The 19,344-nt window shown below is 65.5% G+C and carries 8 protein-coding genes; all 8 read left to right on the top strand.

Annotated elements, in window-relative coordinates; all coding sequences use genetic code 11:
* The first annotated feature begins 5 nt into the window (after positions 1 to 5).
* On the top strand, positions 6 to 464 hold the full coding sequence (locus ACTJI6_RS11745; RefSeq protein ID WP_440800917.1) for a hypothetical protein: 459 nt from the start codon (positions 6 to 8) through the stop codon (positions 462 to 464).
* A gap of 7 nt (positions 465 to 471) precedes the next feature.
* Positions 472 to 1,422 carry a tail fiber domain-containing protein gene (locus tag ACTJI6_RS11740; RefSeq protein ID WP_440800915.1) on the top strand — a complete coding sequence of 317 codons (951 nt, stop codon included), beginning with the start codon at positions 472 to 474 and terminating at the stop codon, positions 1,420 to 1,422.
* Between the two features lies 1 nt (position 1,423).
* A complete protein-coding gene (locus ACTJI6_RS11735; RefSeq protein WP_440800913.1) occupies positions 1,424 to 2,290 on the top strand; it encodes a cell wall hydrolase in 867 nt (288 codons plus the stop codon).
* Between the two features lie 7 nt (positions 2,291 to 2,297).
* Positions 2,298 to 4,259: a hypothetical protein gene (locus ACTJI6_RS11730; protein WP_440800912.1), complete on the top strand. Its 1,962-nt coding sequence runs from the start codon at positions 2,298 to 2,300 to the stop codon at positions 4,257 to 4,259.
* Between the two features lie 86 nt (positions 4,260 to 4,345).
* A complete protein-coding gene (locus ACTJI6_RS11725; RefSeq protein WP_440800910.1) occupies positions 4,346 to 16,699 on the top strand; it encodes a PLxRFG domain-containing protein in 12,354 nt (4,117 codons plus the stop codon).
* A 37-nt stretch (positions 16,700 to 16,736) separates the two neighbouring features.
* Positions 16,737 to 17,333, top strand: a complete 597-nt coding sequence (locus ACTJI6_RS11720; protein ID WP_440800908.1) for an HNH endonuclease signature motif containing protein — start codon at positions 16,737 to 16,739, stop codon at positions 17,331 to 17,333.
* Between the two features lie 116 nt (positions 17,334 to 17,449).
* On the top strand, positions 17,450 to 18,262 hold the full coding sequence (locus ACTJI6_RS11715; RefSeq protein ID WP_440800906.1) for a putative Ig domain-containing protein: 813 nt from the start codon (positions 17,450 to 17,452) through the stop codon (positions 18,260 to 18,262).
* The coding region (locus tag ACTJI6_RS11710) for a hypothetical protein (RefSeq protein WP_440800904.1) at positions 18,262 to 19,344 on the top strand (1,083 nt) is incomplete at its 3' end. The genes ACTJI6_RS11715 and ACTJI6_RS11710, both read left to right, overlap by 1 nt.

Here is a 19,344-nt window from a genome sequence, read left to right as displayed (position 1 = left end):
CTGCCATGATCGTCACCACTGAAAACCAGGACATGCTGCTGGAAGCAGCCGCCCGCGAAACCGCCTCGACCGGCTGGGCAAAGGACGCCCAGGCCGTGGGCTTTGTCGATGATCGCGGGCTGATCGGGGTCGCGGTGTTCCAGCACATCACCGAGTTTCATTCTGATTTCCACATTGCCGCCATGCCGGGGCGCATCCTGTCGGCCGACGCCATCAAGATCCTGATCAAGCTCGCCTTCCATCCCGATCACATGGGGCTGGATGCGCTCTGGATGCCCATTGCCGAGGGGAACCGAAAGGCGCAGATCGCGGCGCTGAAACTCGGTTGCCAGTTCGAGTCCCGCCGCCGGGGCTATTCCGCAGACGGCACCGATGCTATCCTGATGGCGCTGCGACGCGAGAACATCTTCACCATGCCGGCGCCTGCCACGCCCGCCGACGAGGGCGCCCCGCAAGGGGCGTGACAGGATCATGGGCAACAACAGCTCACCACGACCCGACCCGCAGATGGGTGAAGCCGCCAAGATGTCGGCTGAAACCGGCCAGCAGATGCTGGAGTTCATGAAAAGTCAGGCGTCCATCACGAACGAATGGGCCGCCGACGACCGGGCGCGCGACATCAACACGTTCCGACCGCTTCAAGATCAGTTCATCAAGGATGCGCAGACCTGGGCCAGCCCAGGGCGCAAGGCCGCCAAGGCGTCCGAGGCCGCCTCGCAGGTGTCGCTGGCGTCCCGGCTGGCGCAGGGCCAGACCGACCGGCAGATGATGGCTATGGGTGTCAACCCGGCATCTGGCGCGGCTCTTGCCTCCCGCCGTCGCGCCTCGACCGACACCGCCCTGGCCCGCGCCGGGGCGATCAACCTCTCGAACCGGCAGATCGAGGCCGAGGCCGAGGCGAAGAAGGCCAACGCGATCAACATGGGGTCCGGTCTGGCGGTCAACCCTGGAACGTCCATGGGCCTTTCCAACGGTGCCGGGCAAGCCGGGTTCAGCGGGGCGATGCAGGGATACGGCCAGCAGGCCAGCATCCTGAACCAGGACTATCAGGCGCGGATGCAGTCATGGCAGCAGGATCAAGCGGGTTCGGCTGGCCTGCTTGGCGCTATCGGTTCGATTGCAGGCGCCTATGGGCCGTCCCTGCTTGCGCTGTCCTCGAAGGACGCCAAGACCGACAAGCGCCCGATCCCTGACGGCGAGGCCCTGGGCGCGATCCGCAAGATGCCGGTCGAACGCTGGCGCTACAAGGAAGGCATGGGCGACGAGGGCGAACACGTCGGCCCCTATGCGCAGGACTTCCAGGCGGCGACCGGAAAGGGCGACGGCCAGACCATCCCGCTCATGGAGGCCATCAGCGTCACCATGAAGGCGGTTCAGGATCTCGACAAGAAGATCGACGGCAAGCTGAAGAAGGCGGCGTGATATGGCATCGGTAGGGCTTGGCGCGTTCGCGCAGGGATTGGCGGGCGGAATGGTTCAGCGCAAGCAGGATGGCGATCGCAAGGAAGCGAACGCCCGCGCCGACCGCGTTCTGGATCTTCAGCTTGAGATTGCCAAGACCAACGCGGACGCCATGCGGTCAATGGCCGCGGCGCAGGGCGGCGGCTATGGCGGCGGCCTGGGCATCCGTCCGGGCGGCGGCCCTGTCGCGGCTGGCTTCGGATCGGTGCCCGACGACGAACGCGAATTGCTGGCGCGCACCATCCAGGCCGAGGCGGGCGGCGAAGGCTACGACGGGATGCTGGCCGTCGGTGCCGTGATCGGCAATCGGGCGCGGTCGGGCAAGTATGGCGGCACGAGCTTCCGCGATGTCATCATGGCGCCGGGCCAGTTTTCCGCATGGAACGGCGTCACCGGCTATGCCAAGGGCGAAGGTGCTTTGAACATGGACCGCATCACGCCGTCCGAACACGCGCTGCGCGTGGCTGATGCGATCCTCGCTGGCAAATACGACGATCCGACCGGCGGGGCGACCCATTACTACAACCCCGCTGCAGCCAAGCCCAAATGGGGCAAGGACGCGGGCGGCAACTGGCAGCAGATCGGCAACCATATCTTTGGCTTCGCAGATGGGCGTCCGGGTGCGGGCACGCGGCGCGCGGCCCCTGCCGCAGCACAGGCCCAGGCATCAGCAACGGCGCCGAAGCCCGACACCGCCGTCAAGCGCGCGACCCTGCGGCTGGAATATCCCGGCTACAAGGGCGTGCCTGACAACCAGCTTGACGCGGCGATCCAACATTTCGAGAAAACGCGCGGCGCCGTTCCGGCGCGCGGCATGGGAGTTTCGTGACATGGGCATGGGCAATGCTTTCGCCGCTTTGACCGAGGGTTGGTTCGGAGGCGTGAACCAGCGGCACGCCTGGGAAGATCGGGCCGACAAGAAGAAGCGCCACGAGAAGCTGGACGCCTATTACGACGAGCAATTCGGCTGGCAGCGCGAGGAAAACGAGCGCACCAAGACCCGGTTCGGCTGGGAAACCGCCCGCGAGTCCGACGCCGACCGCGCCCGCGACCTGATCTATTCCGACGACCAGTCCCGCCGAGCCGATGGCCAGGCGGCGGTTGCCGCTGCGGATGCGGCCTATGAGGGCGGCTTGGGTGTTCGCCCCGCAGGTGTTTCGACCAAGGGACCGATTGCGACCGTGGCGGCCGAGCCTTCCTCTGCCCCCCAGCAGGGCGCCACGTCTGAACGCACGCTGTCCCCCGGCGAACGCGCCACGTCGCGCAGCGGCTTGCTTCTGCCGTCTCTCGATCCGAGCGGGCGCCCCTATGCGATCGAACCCGGCGAGGCGCAGGGCGAGGCGCAGGGCGAGGCGTCACAGGTCGAAGCGAGCAGACCCGCGCCGGTTGCGCGCGTGGCAGAGGATCGCACCACCCCCGCGCCCGCAGCGCAGCCGCAGCGCGGCGGCCATGTCCCGAACGCCGAGGCGCAGCGCAGGCTGGCCGAGGCGCAGGCCATGGACGTGGTGACGCCTGCCGAGAGGGATTATCCCTACAGCCCAGACTTCCGCGACCGCGACCTGATTACGCCGGGAGGCCGCAGGGGCGCCGAGGTCCAAGCGCCGGCCGCCGAGGCTCAACCCGCGTCCGCGCCCGATGCGCCGCACGTTTACGGCCAAAGCGGCGGGCTGGTGCCTGATGTGAAAGAGGCCGCGAAAGCTGCTGGACGCTCGATCCTCGATGTGGCGAAAGACACCGCCGGGCTTGCCGCCAATTCGATCCGCAAGAGCGGCGAGCGCATCATCAGCCCGATCAATGCCGCCCTGGATTACGGGCTGGGCATCAAGGACGCGATCCCGAACCCGCCGGTTGGCGAAACCGTGGAAGGCCGCTTGATGGAAGGGGCCGGAGCCGCAGGCAATGCGATCCTCGATGCCTTTGTGGGCGGCGCGAGCAAGCCCGCCAAGAGCGAGGCTATCCCCGCCGCCGATCCCAAGAAGCCAGAGACGCAGGAAGCCGCGACCGCGGCGGCGGCCACGCTGGAACAGACCCCCAGCGGGCAGGCCGTGGCCGCGACCGCGAAAAGCATGGGCGTCAGCCCCACGACGAAGCACCCGACCGAAAAGCGCGAACGCATCGTCGGATCCTGGATGGATCACTTCACCAAGGAAGGAATGCCCATCATCGTGCGCGGCATGGTCGAGCGCGGGGAATATGACGCGGCCCAGAAGATGCAGGAATGGGCGGAAACGTCGGGCGCCAAGACCGGGCTGCGCCATTGGGCCAATGCCGGGCTTGCCGCATCCATCGGCGATTTCGACGCCTTCGCGGACAATCTGGCGGCGGCCTACAACACCAACGGCTATTTTGACGACGGCTATTCGATGGTCCGCGAGAAATCCGACTTCATCCGCACGCCCGAGGGCGATGTTGCGGGCGCCGTCGTGACCTTCCGCGACGATGCCACGGGGCGCGAGTTCCAGCAGCAGTTCGACAGCGCCGACGATCTGTTGCAGATGGGGATCCAGCTTCTATCGCCCGAGGCCGTGATGCAGCATCAGTTGCAGCAGCAGGCCGCGCAGACCGAAGCCATGAAGGCACAGGCCGAGATGGCGCAGGCCGAGGCGAAGGAACTTGAGAAGCGCATCGACAGCATCGCCAAGAGCATCTTCGATGCCGCGAACAAGAACGCGATGCCGGGCGAGGAAGGCAAGAGCTATGCCGAAGCCTATGCCGAGGCCGAATATGAGGTCATGCGGCAGAAGGGCGGCGGCGCCCCCGCCGGTGCCGCTGCGACCTACGCCCGCGTGCCTGAATGATTGCCCGCCGGGGGTGGTCCGCGCTATAGTGCGGCGATCATCCCCGGTAGCATAGGACGTGCCGCCCGTAAGCCCTTGAGGTTTCCATGGCGTCGAACGTCTTTGCCCCCCGGTCCCCGGCCGAGATTTATCAGGAGTCGCTGGGTGTTAGGCCCAAGGCGGTTGACCCGAAGGCGAAGCTGGAAGCGGCATCGGCGCGGCATGGCGTCCCGGTCAACGTCCTCCTGGCGATTGCCGAGGCCGATGGCGACACCGACCTTGCCAATGTCGAGGCTACCGCGCGCGACCTGGGTGAAGTCATCAAGGGCGGCGGCGATCTGAAGAAGGCCATCGAGTTCAAGGCCGGTGACGCGGCCAAGGCCAGGGCCATCGGCGCGCGCGCCAACCAGCTTCTCGACATTCTGCAACCCGAGGCCGCACCCGCGCCCCAGGCGGAAAGCGGATCAGTGGCGGGCGATCTGGCCCGGCAGTTCGGCGGCACGGCTGTTTCCGGCCTTGGCGGCGCCGTCGATGCCTTGGGTATCGCGGCAGAGCAAGGCGTGGGCCGCACCGAAAAGGGTGAGTTCCGGCGCTTTGCGGAGCGTGTGGGCGAGGGTATCCGGGGCGCGGGCGAGGCGCTGACAGACAGCGTGTCCGAGGCGGGCAAGGAAGCCCTGGCTGGATCGACGCCGGGTGGCGAACTGACCGACCCGTCGTCCTGGACCATGGGCGAGGATCCGTCCGTGCGCGGCTATGCCATGCAGCTTGCCGGCGTGCTGGGGTCCATGGCGCCCGTGGTGGCGGCGTCCGTGCTGACGCGCAACCCTGCCGTGGCCGCCGCAGCCGGTGGCGCCATGGGTGGCGGCGCCGGTGCCGACGAAGCCCGGCAAAGCGTGCTGGACATGGCCGGGCAGATCGACGCGGACGGCAAGCCCGCCCTGGCCGGAGCCCCCGCCTATCAGAAGGCCATCTCCGAAGGGCTGGACCACGACGCAGCGGTGCAGCGCACGGCTGACGAAGCGGCGCGGCTGGCCTTCAACTGGACCGCCCCCGTGTCGGCCCTGGGCGGCGCGGCGACACAGAAGATCATCGCGCCCGTCGAGCGCCGCGTGTCCGGTTCCCTGGCTGGTGCCATCGCGGGCCGGGCCGGATTGTCGGCCGCCGAGGAAGCCACGCAGGAAGTCGCGGAAGGCGTGGCAACGCGCATCGGGACCAATCAGGCGACCGGCGCCGAGGGTGATCTGTTCGAGGGCAGCTTTGGCAACGCGATCCTGGGTGCCCTGGGCGGCGGTGTCGTTGGCGGCGCATCCGGTGCGCTGGACCGGCGCGAGCGCGAGCCTGCGCCTGCCCCGGCAGACGAAGGATTGGGCATCGCACCCGAGCGCCTGGCCCTGCCCGCGCCGCAGCGCCCGACGGCGGCAGACACACCCGACGTGGTTGTCACCCCGCCCCCTGGCCCCGGCCCTGTGGCGCCCCTGGGCATCCGCTCGCCCGAACGCCCGCTGATGATCGAAGGGCCGCGCGAGCCTGCCTCCGCCGAGGCCGCGCCCGGCGTCATCGTCCCGCCCGCGCCTGAACGCGCGGTGCATCCCGGTTTCGAGAAACCCTATGTGGGGAGTGGCAGCGCCCCCATGGGGTCAGTCGCGCCCGGTCCTGTGTCGCAGCAGGCCGTTGGCGCGGCGCCTATTCCCGCCCCGTCCATGGGCGATCCGCTGGGCATCATGCCCGCCCCTGCCCCGATGGCGCCCGCCGCCGGGCCGTTGACCGCAGCAGTTCAGCAGCTCGCCCCCGCGCCCATCGTGCCGCCCGCGCCCGAACCGCGTTTCCCGGACCAGAAGCCCGGCGCCGCGATCCGGCTGGCCGGTCCTGACGGGGTTGTCGGCGAGGGCGTGTTCATGCGCGAGACGCCCGAGGGCGAGGCCGTGGTTCGCGTCGATGGGCAGGAGCATGTTCTTTCCCCGGTTGATTTCGACCGTTCCCGCACCGAGGCGACCCGGCTTGACGAAGAAGCCAAGGCCGCAGCGAAGGCAGGCACCAAGACCACCCCGAAACCCAAACCCCAGGCCGAGTTGCCCGCGCCGTCCGTTGCCTCGGAGGGCACGACTAATGCAGAGCAACCCGATCCTCTACGGCCATATGCTGACCCCGCTGGACGCGGCGCAGCAGCTTCACCGGCTGAAACTGATAACGCGCCCGGAACTGCGGGCGATAGCCAAGGCGCTGAAAGCGGTGCCGCAGTTGCAGGAGGGGGAATTGCACCCGCTGAACCTGTCGCCGGAAATGGGACCGGCGATGCGCAAGGTCTGGCTGGCAACGCTGATGCCGGCGACCTGGACGTTCCAGTAGCGCCCGCATGGGCTGCGGCAGATGCGGCGGCGCAGGGCGAGGCAATGAAGCCCCGCTTCAAGAAGATCACCAGCGGCAACGACAAGGGCATGGTCGAGGCGACCGCAACCGAAGGCGCCTATGCTGGAATGAGTGCCGCAGGCCGCGACAATGCTGACGCGGAAAAGGAACTGCGGGCCGTGATCCGTTCTCGGATCATGCAAGACGGCGGCCCAGCGCCCGCCGCAAATGTGAGAAAAACCGGGTCCGATGCCGCCCCGACCATCGAGCCTATCCGCGCGAAGGCCGCGGTCCTGCGCGGCGTGCCGAAGGAAACGCCCCCGGACGTGCCCGGCGTCAGCCTGAAATGGGACGACAAGGCGGGGGGGTTCATCTTCTCCCGCAAGCACACCGACAAGGTGCAGGCGGCAGTTGGAACCATTGAAAACGCTACACAATCCAACTTGGAACCTCTCACAGTTGACGAAACCGCCCCTATTTCCGATCTGGTTGCGGAGGCGCCTTCGCAACCGGAAGTGGAAGCCCCCGCCGATCCTTTCGAGGCGGCAGGCATGGAGCGCGGCGGCGACCCTGCGGCGCGCGTGATCCGCGACGACAAGGGGGCGTGGGTGATCCGCCAGTCCGGTCAGGGCTTCAAGGCGACCCGCACGCACAAGCCTGTGGGCAGCGTTGCCATCCCGACCAAGACCCTGGGCCAGTTCCCCGACGCGGCTGGCGCGCTGGCCGCGATCCGCGAGGATGGCGCACCTATCCGCGATTCCGCGCCCAAGGCGGCGCCCGCGACCGCCAGCACCGCGCCGGAACATGCCGCCGTGGGCGTGGATGACCGCGAGCTTGCCGAGATTGTCGGGGAGTTCAACGACGCCCATGCGTCGATGCAGACCGGCGAGGAGCAGATCCACCATCTGTTCGACGCGCCGACCAAGGGCGAGGTTGTGCGGCTGGCGCAGAAAAGCCGTGTCTATCACAAGGACCATGGCTGGATGACGCCCGCCGAGGCAAAGGCCCGGATCGCGGAGTGGAAGGAACACGCCCGCGCACAAGGCGGGCCGGGCAGCGTGAACGCCGACAAGGTTGTGCTTTCGCTGTTCGATCTGACCGGAAGCTGGTCGAAGCCCTGGGAAGAAGCGGGCTATCAGGTCTATCGCTTCGATATTCAGGATGACCCCGAGGTCGGGGACGTGAACAACTTCTCGACCGAGTTCTTTGGCGATTGGTTCGGCGACTTCGACGGCCAGGACATTTACGCGATCCTCGCCGCCTGCCCCTGCACGGATTTCGCCAGCAGCGGCGCGCGGCACTTCGCGGCCAAGGACAAGGACGGGCGCACCGTCGCATCGGTGAAGCTGGTTCACCAGACCCTTGCCACAATCGAGCATTTCCGCCCCGCGGTGTGGGCCATCGAGAACCCCGTTGGCCGCATCGAGAAGCTGGGCGGGCTGCCGCCCTGGCGCCTGTCCTTCGACCCGAACGACCTGGGCGACCCCTACACCAAGAAAACCCTGCTGTGGGGGCGCTTCAACGGCGACCTGCCGGTTGCGCCTGTCGAGCCCGTGGAGGGCTCGAAGATGCACAGCAAGTATGGAGGCAAGAGCCTTGCCACGAAGAACGCCCGCAGCGCGACCCCCGAGGGCTTCGCCTATGGCTTCTTCATGGCGAACAACGCCGTCGATCATCCGGTCATGGCGCTGGCCAACAAGTTCGACCGGCTGGACCGCAAGCTGATCGAGGACGCGCTTGCCGCCGGCGTGACGGCAGACGCCATCGAGGAAGCCGTCGCGGATTTCTACTACATGGAGCTGGACGACGACGCGGCGAACGCGGCGATCCGCGACCTGATGCCAACCGATCCGGCCCCGCGTCAACCGAAAGCCCGCAAAGCGCAACCGCAGGCGGCCAATCCGCAACCGGCGGCGCCGAAAGCGCAACCCGCGCCGAGCAATATTGAAAGAACCAATAATGCCCCTGCCCCCGGCATCCTTGGCGTGCTGTCGCAGGACAAGCAGGACCGCGCCGCAGAGCTGAAAGCCCGGCTGGCGGCCAAGGCGCGCGGTCAGGCATCGAGCGGCCTCGATCCCGAATACATCACCCTGGGCGGCGAGCTGGTGGCGCTCTACATCGAGGCCGGCACCAAGCGGTTCGGGCAGATGCTGCGCGACTTCGCGGAGACGACGGGCCTGTCGATGCGCGAGGCGCAGGCGCCCATGCGTGCGGCCTATAACCATGTCCGCGATGACATGGACCTGAACGGCGAGGACGTGTCCGACATGGACGACGCGGCGGCTGTCATGGCCGAGGTCCGGGCGGCTCTGAACGGCGCGGAATCAAAACCCGATCAAGAAGCCGCGCCCCAGCAAACGCAGGCGGAAACCGCCCCCGCAGGCGCTATCCCGGCCAAGATCATCAAGACCGACAAGGCGATCACGGCGCGCGGCCGGGAGGTTCCGGTTGACTATGCCCTGGTCGAGCTTGACGACCTGATCCCGTCGCAGCGTGACGACGGGCGCGACAACCCGGCCTATCCGCAGGAGTTGCAGCCCCGCGACCGATCGACAAACAAATCGGCCGAACAGGTGCGCAAGATCGCCGCCGATCTGCGCCCCGCCCTGCTGGGGGAAAGCCCGCAGGCGTCGAACGGCGCCCCGATCATCCTGCCGACCGGCGAGGTTCTGTCTGGAAACGGGCGCACGCTGGCGCTGCGGCAGGCGCCAGCCGCGCGCATGGACGAATACCGCGCCTTCCTCAAGGCGCAAGGCTATCCCGAAGGCGACATGCGCAAGCCGGTCCTGGTCCGCATTGTCACCGAGAACATGACCATGACCGAGGCCGCGACCTTCGCCCGCGAGGCGAACGAACGTGACACGGCGACGATGAGCGCGAGCGAACAGGCGATGGCGGATGCCAAAACCCTGCGCCCCTCGATCATCGACCTTTACCGGGGTGGCGATGTGGATGCCGTTGGCAACCGGGAGTTTGTGCGCGCCTTCCTGGGCAGCGTGGTTGCACCGGCGGAAATGGGCAACCTGATCCGAAACGACGGGTCGATGACGCAGGACGCGGTTCGCCGCGTGCAGGGCGCACTTCTGGCACGAGCCTATGGTGACGCCGATCTTGTCGGACAGGTGATGGAGGCCACCGACAACAACATCAAGGCAATCGGCGGGGCGCTGATGGACGTGGCCGCCCGTTGGTCGCAGATGCGCGATGCCGCGGCCGACAACTCCATCGCACCCGAAATGGATGCGACCGACGCGCTCCTGGAAGCCGTGCGGATTGTCGATCGTGCGCGCCGTGCCGGCCGCAAGGTCGATGAGTTCATCGGTCAAGGCGATATGTTCAGCGGTGACAGCGTATCCCCAATGGGCAAGGCATTCCTGTCCCTGATGTTCCGTGATGCGCCGCGCAGCTACGGTTCGCCGCGCGGTCGGGAAAAGTTAGCAAATGGCCTTCAATTCTATGCAGACGAGGCTATGAAAACGCAGCCCGGTGCTGATATGCTGGGCGACAGGGCAGACCCGCAGGGCACTGCCACCACCGCGAAAGGCAAGCTCGATGGCAGCGACGGGCAACAGCAGCAAGCCGGGCTATTCACCCCTCGCAATGAAGGGGATGGCGAAAGCAATGGATCGCCTGTCCCGGCAGGAGCAGAACCCCAGCGACCGGCAGAACCTGCAACAGCAGGCGGCCAGGATCCGCAAGGAAATGGCGACGAGCAAGCCGAAGGTGGGCGCCTAAGCCGCCAGGAAAAGGCGCTGCAATGGCTGCGCGAGAAGGCCAAGCACAACCCTGCTCTTGATGATGTTTTGACCGTCACGCAGGAAATGGCGGACGAGGACGGCATCGCGCCCGGCCAGTATCAGGTCAAAGCCTTCACCTTCCGCGGCGAAATCCCCTCGCACATGAAGGCCGCCCTGCGCGGCATGGGCGACGAGTCGTCGTTCGAACGGGCCGAGTTTATCCGCTACGGCACTGACCGCAGCACCCAGAACCGAGTCGAATATACCCGGCTTGAACGGACGCCGATGGAGGCGCAGCCTGCCACGACATCCTCTGACCCGCAGGTCAATCCGACATCCCCTGACACGATCCGCAACTGGCGCAAGTCGGTGCCCTCGACGGGCAGCGTGCGCGGCTGGACCTTGTTCGATGATACTGCCGTTGGCGGTTCCTGGGTGCTTCTGTCGTCGGACCTCGACGCCCGGCCGTTCGCCACCGAAAGCGAGGCGCGGGCGTGGGCGCAGGCCAATCCCGAGAGTGGATTCGATGGTGAAGCTGACGCTGCGCCAGAACAGGGGCAGCTCACCACAGAACCGGGCGCCGACGGTCTGCCGCAGACGATCATGCCCGGCATGGAAGGCAGCGAGGATCAGCGCCGCGCGCAGATGACACAGCGCCAGCGGCTTGAACTGGAAGCGCGCCAGAAGCAATCGAAGATGCGACGCCTGGACGGCAACAGCGGCGATGCTGGGCCGCTGTTCGATGACCAAGTGGATATGTTCTCTGCCGCCCCGGCGCCGGCGCCTGCGGCGGAAGGAGGCTTGTTCGATGAAGGTCTGCCGCGTGCTTCCAATCCGACCGAAGCTGTCATTTCTGACCCAGACGCAACGGACGCGCAGAAGCTCAATGCGCAGCGCAGCAAATTGACCGACCTGCTGACACAAGAGGTTAATCGGGTCGAGCGTCTGAAATGGGAGGCATACAGCAAGACGGGCCGCCGCAGCACGTCAAAGGCCAGCATCAGCAAGGAAGCTATCGGTGCGCAGCTCGGCGTCAGGGGGGACGGCAGTTCAACCTTGGACCACCTGTCAGGCATGGTGACGCTTGGCATCCCGATGGAGCGCAAGAGCAACTATTATGCCGACGTAAAGCAGATTGTGGATGCCTACCTCGATCAGCATCCAGATAACCAGTCCACGGCAGGCGCTCCGCCATCACAGCCCACGGCCGAAGGACCAGCCAAGCCCGCCAAGATCGAAGACTTTGGCGAGAAGATCAGTGGCGCCCGCAAGGATGTCTGGGCCAGCTATGCCGACGAAATGCGGAATGCTGCAGGGGTCGATGTATCAAGCCAGCCGCTTTCCAAATCATGGCCTGCGCCGGACTATGAGAAGCTGATCGAGGCCGGGGTCGAGCCGTGGAAGGTTTCGTTCATCCGCGCCGCGCGAGACATGATCCCAACCAAGCCGCAGAAGGAATGGCGCCTCAAGGGATGGGTCGATGCCGTAACGGGGATGCGGGAACTGGCGCAAAGCGTGATGGACGGGGAGATTGACCAGGACAAGCTGCGCCACGCCCTGTTTGTGCGAGGGGGGAAATCCCCCGGCGAAATTCTTGGTCAGATGAAGCTCTACGCCGCCGTTGGCCACGCCAAAAGCCTCAAGGGCATGTCTTTCGGCCAAGTCAGCTATTCTATGCTGGGCGGGGTGCGCTACGACAAGCCCAAGGCGTTCTGGGAGGTGTCGCAGCAGGCCAAGGCGACGGCCTTCTCAAATATGCCCCGGACCATTGCCCGCGCCGAAAACGAGGCCGATGCGCTGGAAGCCTTCAAGCGCGCTTACGGCGGCTTGGATCAGCAAAAGGCTAAAGCGGCCACGGCGCGCAAGTGGCTGGTCTATGCCCATGAGGGGCGCAAATACTTCACAGTCGGGACCAAAGTCGGCAGCACCTATATCCAGTTGCGCCGTGTCGATGATGTGAAGGAGGCACGCCGGATCATCGCCGAGGAAGCCGACGCATTGCAGGAGCAGTTGGACCGCCTGCGCCAGCTTCCGGCAGATCGAAAGGCCGAGAACGCCCCGCGGGTTGGCATCGACCACCGCAGCGGATCCGATGTGACACCCGAGCAGTTTGGTGAAACCTTCGGCTTTCGGGGCGTGCAGTTCGGGAACTGGGTCAGCGGCGGCCGACGCCAGCAGGATCTGAACGACGCCTACGACGCACTGATGGACATGGCGGGCATCCTGGACATTCCGCCACGCGCTATTTCGCTCAATGGGACGCTAGGGCTTGCCTTCGGGGCGAGAGGGACCGGCGGCGTTACGCCGGCGGCCGCGCACTATGAACCCGGTCAGGTGGTCATCAACCTCACGAAGATGAACGGCGCCGGATCGCTGGCGCATGAGTGGTTTCATGCGCTCGACAACTATTTTGCTAAGGCGCGCACCGATGGGAAAGGCGGATCCTACATCACGGACAGCATCCAATCCGGCGTGTCCGTGGAAGGTGTGAGGCCCGAAGTTATGGGCGCCTTTGCCGCCCTGCGCCACGCGATCGGCAAGACTGGCCTGAAAGCCCGCTCCGGCAACATCGACAAGACCCGCAGCAAAGCCTACTGGTCCACCGGAATTGAACTGCACGCCCGCGCTTTCGAGTCCTATGTCATCGCCAAGTTGCAGGACAACAGCCTTGCGAACGACTATCTCGCAAACGTGGTCGAGGGCACAGCATGGCAGATGCAGGCCGAAATGTCCGGGCTGGGTGACAGCTACCCGTATCTCAAGCCTGACGAGATTGAGGTCGTGCGCCCGGCATTTGATGCGCTGTTCGAGACGATCCAGACCCGTGAGACAGAACAGGGCGTCGAGCTGTTCCGGCGGGACATGGACGGGACAGGCGAGGCGATCACCCCCGTCCAGGCACGGTCGATCAACGCGGCGGCGCGCTCTGTCATGGCGCGCGTCGGGCTGCTGGACAAGATCGGGCTGAAGGTCGAGGCCGGGCGCCTGACGGGGGCCACGGGCAGCTATTCGCGCGGCGTCGTGTCGATCCTGCGCAACGGCGCGCAGGGCTGGCGGCACACGCTAGATCACGAGATTGTCCACGCGCTGCGCGACCCGGCACGCTGGGGCGGCACGCATGGCCTGTTCGCGGCGCAGGAATGGCGATCGCTGGTCGCGGCGGCACGGGCTGATGCGGGGATCCGGGCGCGCGTCGAGGCCACCTATGGCGATCTGGACGCCACCGGCCAATCCGAGGAAATGGTTGCCGAGCTTTACGCCGATTGGGCCGCCGGGCGGCGTGAGGTCGATGGCGGCCCGCTGCGCCAGGCGCTTGAGACGATCCGATCCTTCTTCCGGGCCATGGCTTCGGCCCTGCGCGGCGAAGGCTTTGTAGATGCTGCGCGCATCATGGAGCGCATCGCCTCTGGTGAGGTCGGCGGGCGCGGGCCGGATGGTCCGGGCGGCCAGCCGCGCGATGCGCAAGGCCGGTTCACCGCTGCGACCGAGGCCGCACCAAAGGAACAGCGCGACATGGGCGCGATCCGCGAGGCGCTGACCGCCAAGGCCCGCAAGTCTGGCGTTCCCTTCGGCTTCCAAGGCTGGCGAAAAGCGTCCGACTTCTGGTCGGACGTGCTGACCGACGGCATGGGCAAGCACGGCGCGATCAACTCCCTGGCCTTGGTGCCTGGACGCCCGCTGTTCACGGAGCTTGGCAAGAACATCAAGTCGGCCCAGGCATATCTTGGCCTCAAGACCGAAATGGATGCGCAGCGGGACGCATGGCACGGCAGGGCCGACGCCGTGGCGCAGAAATGGGCGGCATTGGCGCGGAAGGACGGCAAGGCCAATCAGACCCTCATGGACCTGATGCACAAGGCAACGGTGGCCCAGGTGGACCCGTCTGGACCGTTCATGCCGCGCGATGTGAACGCCAGCGATGCCGATGGCATTGCCGCAGAGGTTCGTCGGAAGAACCAGCACGCAGCCCTGTCGGCACGGTTCAATGCGCTGCCGAAAGCCCTGCGCGAGACGTTCGTGGAAGTGCGCGACACCTATACGGCCCTGGCGGATGACATCGACGCGGCGCTGATCGAGAACATCAAGAACGCCGCCGAAATCAGCGTGCGCCGGGCTGAACGGGCGCACCGGAAGGAACTGCGCCGCATCGAGGACGAGGGGCTTGAAGGGGCGGAGCGCGATGCCGCCATCCTGGCTGCTGATGGTGCCTTGGACAGCGCCCGCAGCCGCGCCCGCACCGGATCGGCGGCGCGGGCGGCGAGTCTGCGCAAGGCGTTCGAGAGTAACCGCCTGTCCGGGCCATACTTCCCGCTTGCCCGCTTTGGCAATTACTTCGTCACCGTGAAGGATGCTGACGGCAAGGTCATCAGCTTCAGCCGGTTTGAAAGCAAGGCCGATCAAGCGGCCTATGTAGAGGACGCACGGAAGGACAATCCGGCCGGCAAGGTGGAACATGGCGTCTTGGACGCATCAGACCTTGACCTCAAGAGCATGGTCGATCCGACGTTCACCAGCGAAATCGTGGCCATGCTCGACGGCGCAGGCGCCGATCCGGCGTTGCTGGATGCGATCTGGCAGCGGTGGCTGGAAACCCTGCCCGACCAGTCGATCCGCAAGTCGCAAATTCACCGGAAGGGCCGCGAGGGCTATCATGGCGATGCCTTCCGCGCTTTCGGCAAGACGATGTTCCACGGCGCGCACCAGCTCGCACGCCTGCGCTTCGGGCTTCGGATGGGGGATGCGCTCGATCAGGCCGCCGAGGAAGCCGCGCAGTCGGACAATCCCGAACGCGCCGGGTTTGTGGTGCAGGAAATGAAGCGCCGCCACGCTTTTGCGATGAACCCGCGGGGCAACCCGCTCACGTCCACACTGACCGGGATCGGCTTCATCTGGTATCTCGGCATGTCGCCCGCCGCGGCGGCAGTGAACTTGAGCCAGACCACGATCATGGGACCGGCGATCATGGCGGCCCGCTTCCCGGCATCCGGCGTCTCTGGCGCTGTGCGGCACATCGGGCGGGCTTCCAAGGACTTCCTCAAGGGCAAAGGTGGCGCGGAGAACTCGCCTCGCCTGACCGACGACGAGAAGGCCGCGATGCAGGAAGCCTATCGGCGCGGGACCGTGGACCGGACGCAGAGCCATGACCTTGCATCTGTGGCCGACAGCGGGGCCGAATACTCGGCCACGCGCGAGCGTGTCATGCGCAAGATCGGCTGGTTGTTCCACCACACGGAGAGGGCCAACCGAGAGGTGACGTTCCTGGCCTCTTACCGGATGGCGCGCGAGTCGGGCCAAGGGCATCAGGCGGCGATCGACGCGGCGGCAGACGTGACCTGGAAAACGCACTTCGATTACCAGAACTCGTCGCGCCCCCGCATCATGCAAAGCGACGTGGCCAAGGTCGTGCTGCTGTTCCGGTCCTACTCGGTCAACCTACTGTGGCGCCTGTTCCGCGATGCCAATCAGGCGTTCACCGGAGCCACCAAGGAAGAACGGGCCGAGGCACGCACCCAGCTTATCGGCATCACCCTGTCGATGATGGCCCACGCGGGCATCAAGGGCACCTGGGGCTTTGGTATCGCCATGATGCTGCTGGGCATGTTCATGCCTGGGGACGACGACGACGCGGAACGCTGGCTGCAGGACGCGCTGCTGATGGAAGGCGACGATATGGGCACGGCAGCTTGGAATTGGATTGCCGGTGCCGCCCTTGTCGGCATCCCCGGTCGCGCGCTGAACGTGGACCTGACCAACCGTATCGGATCGCCGAACCTGTGGTTCAGGGACAGTGGCCGCGACCTTGAAGGGGCTGATGCCTGGAACGCTCTTGTCGGCGATCTTCTCGGCCCCATCGCGGGGCTGGGAGCAAGCGCGTTCATGGCCGCGGGCATGGTCGGCGAGGATCCGGTTCGCGCGCTCGAAAAGATCGTGCCGAAGGCGGTCCGCGACCCGATCAAGGCAGGCCGCTATGCGACCGACGGCGTGACCACGATGAACGGCGATGTGCTGGTTGAGGATCTGGGACCGCTTGAACTGCTGGCCCAGGCATCTGGCCTGACCCCCGCACGGGTGGCTGAACGCTACGAGGCCAACAACCGCATGAAGAATGAGGAGAAGCGGATCACCAAAGAGCGGCAGAAGCTGCACAAAGACCTGGGCGATGCGGTCAAGTCGGGCAAGGGTATCAGCGAAGGCTTGCTTGAACAGATGCGGGACTTCAACCGGCGCTATCCTGAATATCCGGTCACGGCGGAAACCCTGCGCGCCTCGATGCAGAGCCGCGCCCGCGCGTCGGAGCGAAACGAGGGCGGCATCAGTTTGAACCCGAAACTGGACCGCCGCCTTCGGGAGAACGAAGCCACGCCGATCTTTGGATGACGTAACGTGTTCCTCATTTGGGGAACATGGTGCTAAGATGATGAAACCGCCGGCCCGGCAAGGCACGGCGGTTTCTAAACATACCGATGATTGGAGCATCGTCATGCCTAAACGCCAGCTACTATCGCCAGACGATCTTCGTCAACTTTTGAATTATGATCCTGAAACGGGCCAGATGACGTGGAAGAAAAGACCTTCCGCATCCAAGACCTGGAATAGCCGCTACGCTGGCAAACCTGCCCTGACTGCGAAGCAAGGAAATGGCTATCTTCACGGCAGCGTTCTGGGAAACTACCTTCTCGCACATCGCGTGGCTTGGGCGCTCCACTATGGGCAGCATGCTGACGGCGAAATAGACCACTTGAGCGGTGATCGGTTCGACAATCGCATCACCAACCTCCGGGCAGTGCCCCGCGCCACAAATATGACCAATCGCATCCGTGGAGCTAAGAACTTCCCTCTCCCTCGTGGGGTCGTTCGGACTAAAGCCAAAGCCCCAAGATACGAGGCGCGGATTTCTGTTTCTGGTAAGGTGCTATGCCTCGGCACGTTCAGATGCCCCAATGCCGCACACGACGCCTACCGCGCCAAAGCGATAGAATTGGGATATTCCTTGCGTCACATCACCGACTGAACGAAAACCTGCCGACGCCGGTGCCCACCCTGTAGCGCGGGACCGGCGCGGCTGCTATACTCCCACCCATCGCGGCATAGGACGTGCGCGCTTCCTCCTGTTGAGGCACGCATCCTATGGTAGAGATCCCCCCCTATGGCTGGGCAGCCGAGCATGATCCGATCCTGAATCGGATCTCCGATGCAGTCACGCAAGCCATTCTCGAACTTGCCGCGAACCTCCCGACCGACACCAACCTTGCAGATGTCAGGGCGCAATTGCTGGCTGTTCAGCAGTCGCTTGGCAACGCCGCATCAGCCGACGCCCTCGAGCTGGCGACCCAGCATCTTGCTGACCTGGAAGAAGTTGTCAGCACCCTGTCTGTCGCTGGCTATGATGACACCCAGATCAAAGCCGATCTGGCCGAGGCCGCAGAGCGGCTGACGGCCGCCGAACAAACGCTGGCCGATCTTCCTGTGTTGGTCGATCTTACCGCCATCCAAGCTGCGATCACGCAGTTGCAGTCGCGGATCGACAACCTGGATCCGGGCTTTGTGAACCGCCCCCCGACAAGCACCGCGATTCCGACGCAAAACCTGACAGTTGGGACGGCATTTTCCTTCAATGCCTCGGGCTATTTCTCGGATCCCGACAACCATGCCTTGAGCGCGCTGGACGTAACGGGAACCCTGCCGCCCGGCATTGCCCAAGATGGCTTCGATTTCATAGGAAATCCGACCCAAGTCGGCAACTTCACCGTCACTCTGATGGTCGAGGACATATACGGCGCGCAGACCAGTCGGTCGATTTCCTTCGTGGTCGCTGCTGCTAACGGGCCGCAGATGCTCGTGACCCCGGCGCCAGGCGGCATCGCTGTCCAGAACCTCGGGAAATTCCCCGATCACTCGATTTCCGCCGCGATCGGCGGCCTTACCCTGGAGTTGCTGTAATGGCGGATATTGAAGCCGATGGCGTCGTCGTCAGCTTGGATGGCGGGGAAACCTATCGTTTCCATGATGGAAGTGGCAGTTTCACCATCGCCGATCTGGCGGAATCGCCAACCCCTTATATTGCGCGTGCGGCCGGACCTGCGTTCGAAGGATCGACGCTGGCTGCGCTGAAAGCGCCCGCCCGCGTATCCGACCCCGTGCTTTCCGGCAGCGCGGTCCTAGGCGGGACGGTGACCAGGCAGTCGCCCGGCGTTGTGACCAGCAACCCCCCGCCGGAAATGGGACCACCGCTGTGGGCGATGCGCGCGGACAGCAATGCGGCAGCGCAGATCATCCAGGGAGCCAGTGGCGAAACCCTGTTTGTTGACGACGCGGTTTTTGATGTGGGCCACCAGATCCGCACCGGGACGCGCTTTTTCAACAGCCAGGGGGAGATCACGCTCTGGTCCAATTGGGTCGAAGTGACGCAGATCCCCACCCTCCAAGCCGCCATCACCCCCGACCCGCTGGTGGCGGGTCAGCCCGCCAGCGTCACCTTCAACACCGCCATCGACGGCCCACCGACCATCGCCCAGGGCCAGACGGCAATCACGGCCACGCGGGTCGGCCAGATGAACGAGTGGACATTTACGCCCGTCGCAGCCGGTGCGCTGATTATCGCGGCGACGGCAGATGGCTACGCGTCCAGTCCGTGGACCTTCGAGGTCAGCCCGGCGCTGCCAGACCTGATCGTCACCCCATCCAGCATCTTCGCCATCGCGAACGTGGACGCCGGGTCGGAACCCGAAACCCTGGCCCTGTCCAGCCCGACCGCGCCCTCGGAGATGATGGGCGAGTGGGAGATCGACTTCGCGCCCCTGGTTTTCGGTCCGGTCCTGCTGCGCGATCCCTACATCACCGGCACTCCGGCTGTGGGCGAGACGATGACGCTTCATCTGCCGCCGCCGCTTAGCCTGGTCGCCGGGCCCGAGCCGATTTTCGACTGGTCCTGGCCGGATGGGTCGAAAGGCAAGACCTATGTCAACCGGGCCGAAGACGCGGGTGTGCCCTATGATGTGGACGTGACCCTGACCGACGGCAAT

Origin of the sequence: Paracoccus sp. 22332, from assembly GCF_052045125.1 — a bacterium.
GTDB lineage: Bacteria > Pseudomonadota > Alphaproteobacteria > Rhodobacterales > Rhodobacteraceae > Paracoccus > Paracoccus haematequi_A.
This window is presented reverse-complemented; position numbering and strand designations above follow the sequence as displayed.

What these genes read in the sequence shown, in the direction of transcription:
- ACTJI6_RS11725 (WP_440800910.1), top strand. Translation starts at nt 4,346, where the DNA reads ATGGCGTCGAACGTCTTTGCCCCCCGGTCCCCGGCCGAGATTTATCAG.
- ACTJI6_RS11745 (WP_440800917.1), top strand. Translation starts at nt 6, where the DNA reads ATGATCGTCACCACTGAAAACCAGGACATGCTGCTGGAAGCAGCCGCC.
- ACTJI6_RS11720 (WP_440800908.1), top strand. Translation starts at nt 16,737, where the DNA reads ATGATGAAACCGCCGGCCCGGCAAGGCACGGCGGTTTCTAAACATACC.
- ACTJI6_RS11730 (WP_440800912.1), top strand. Translation starts at nt 2,298, where the DNA reads ATGGGCAATGCTTTCGCCGCTTTGACCGAGGGTTGGTTCGGAGGCGTG.
- ACTJI6_RS11740 (WP_440800915.1), top strand. Translation starts at nt 472, where the DNA reads ATGGGCAACAACAGCTCACCACGACCCGACCCGCAGATGGGTGAAGCC.
- ACTJI6_RS11735 (WP_440800913.1), top strand. Translation starts at nt 1,424, where the DNA reads ATGGCATCGGTAGGGCTTGGCGCGTTCGCGCAGGGATTGGCGGGCGGA.
- ACTJI6_RS11715 (WP_440800906.1), top strand. Translation starts at nt 17,450, where the DNA reads ATGGTAGAGATCCCCCCCTATGGCTGGGCAGCCGAGCATGATCCGATC.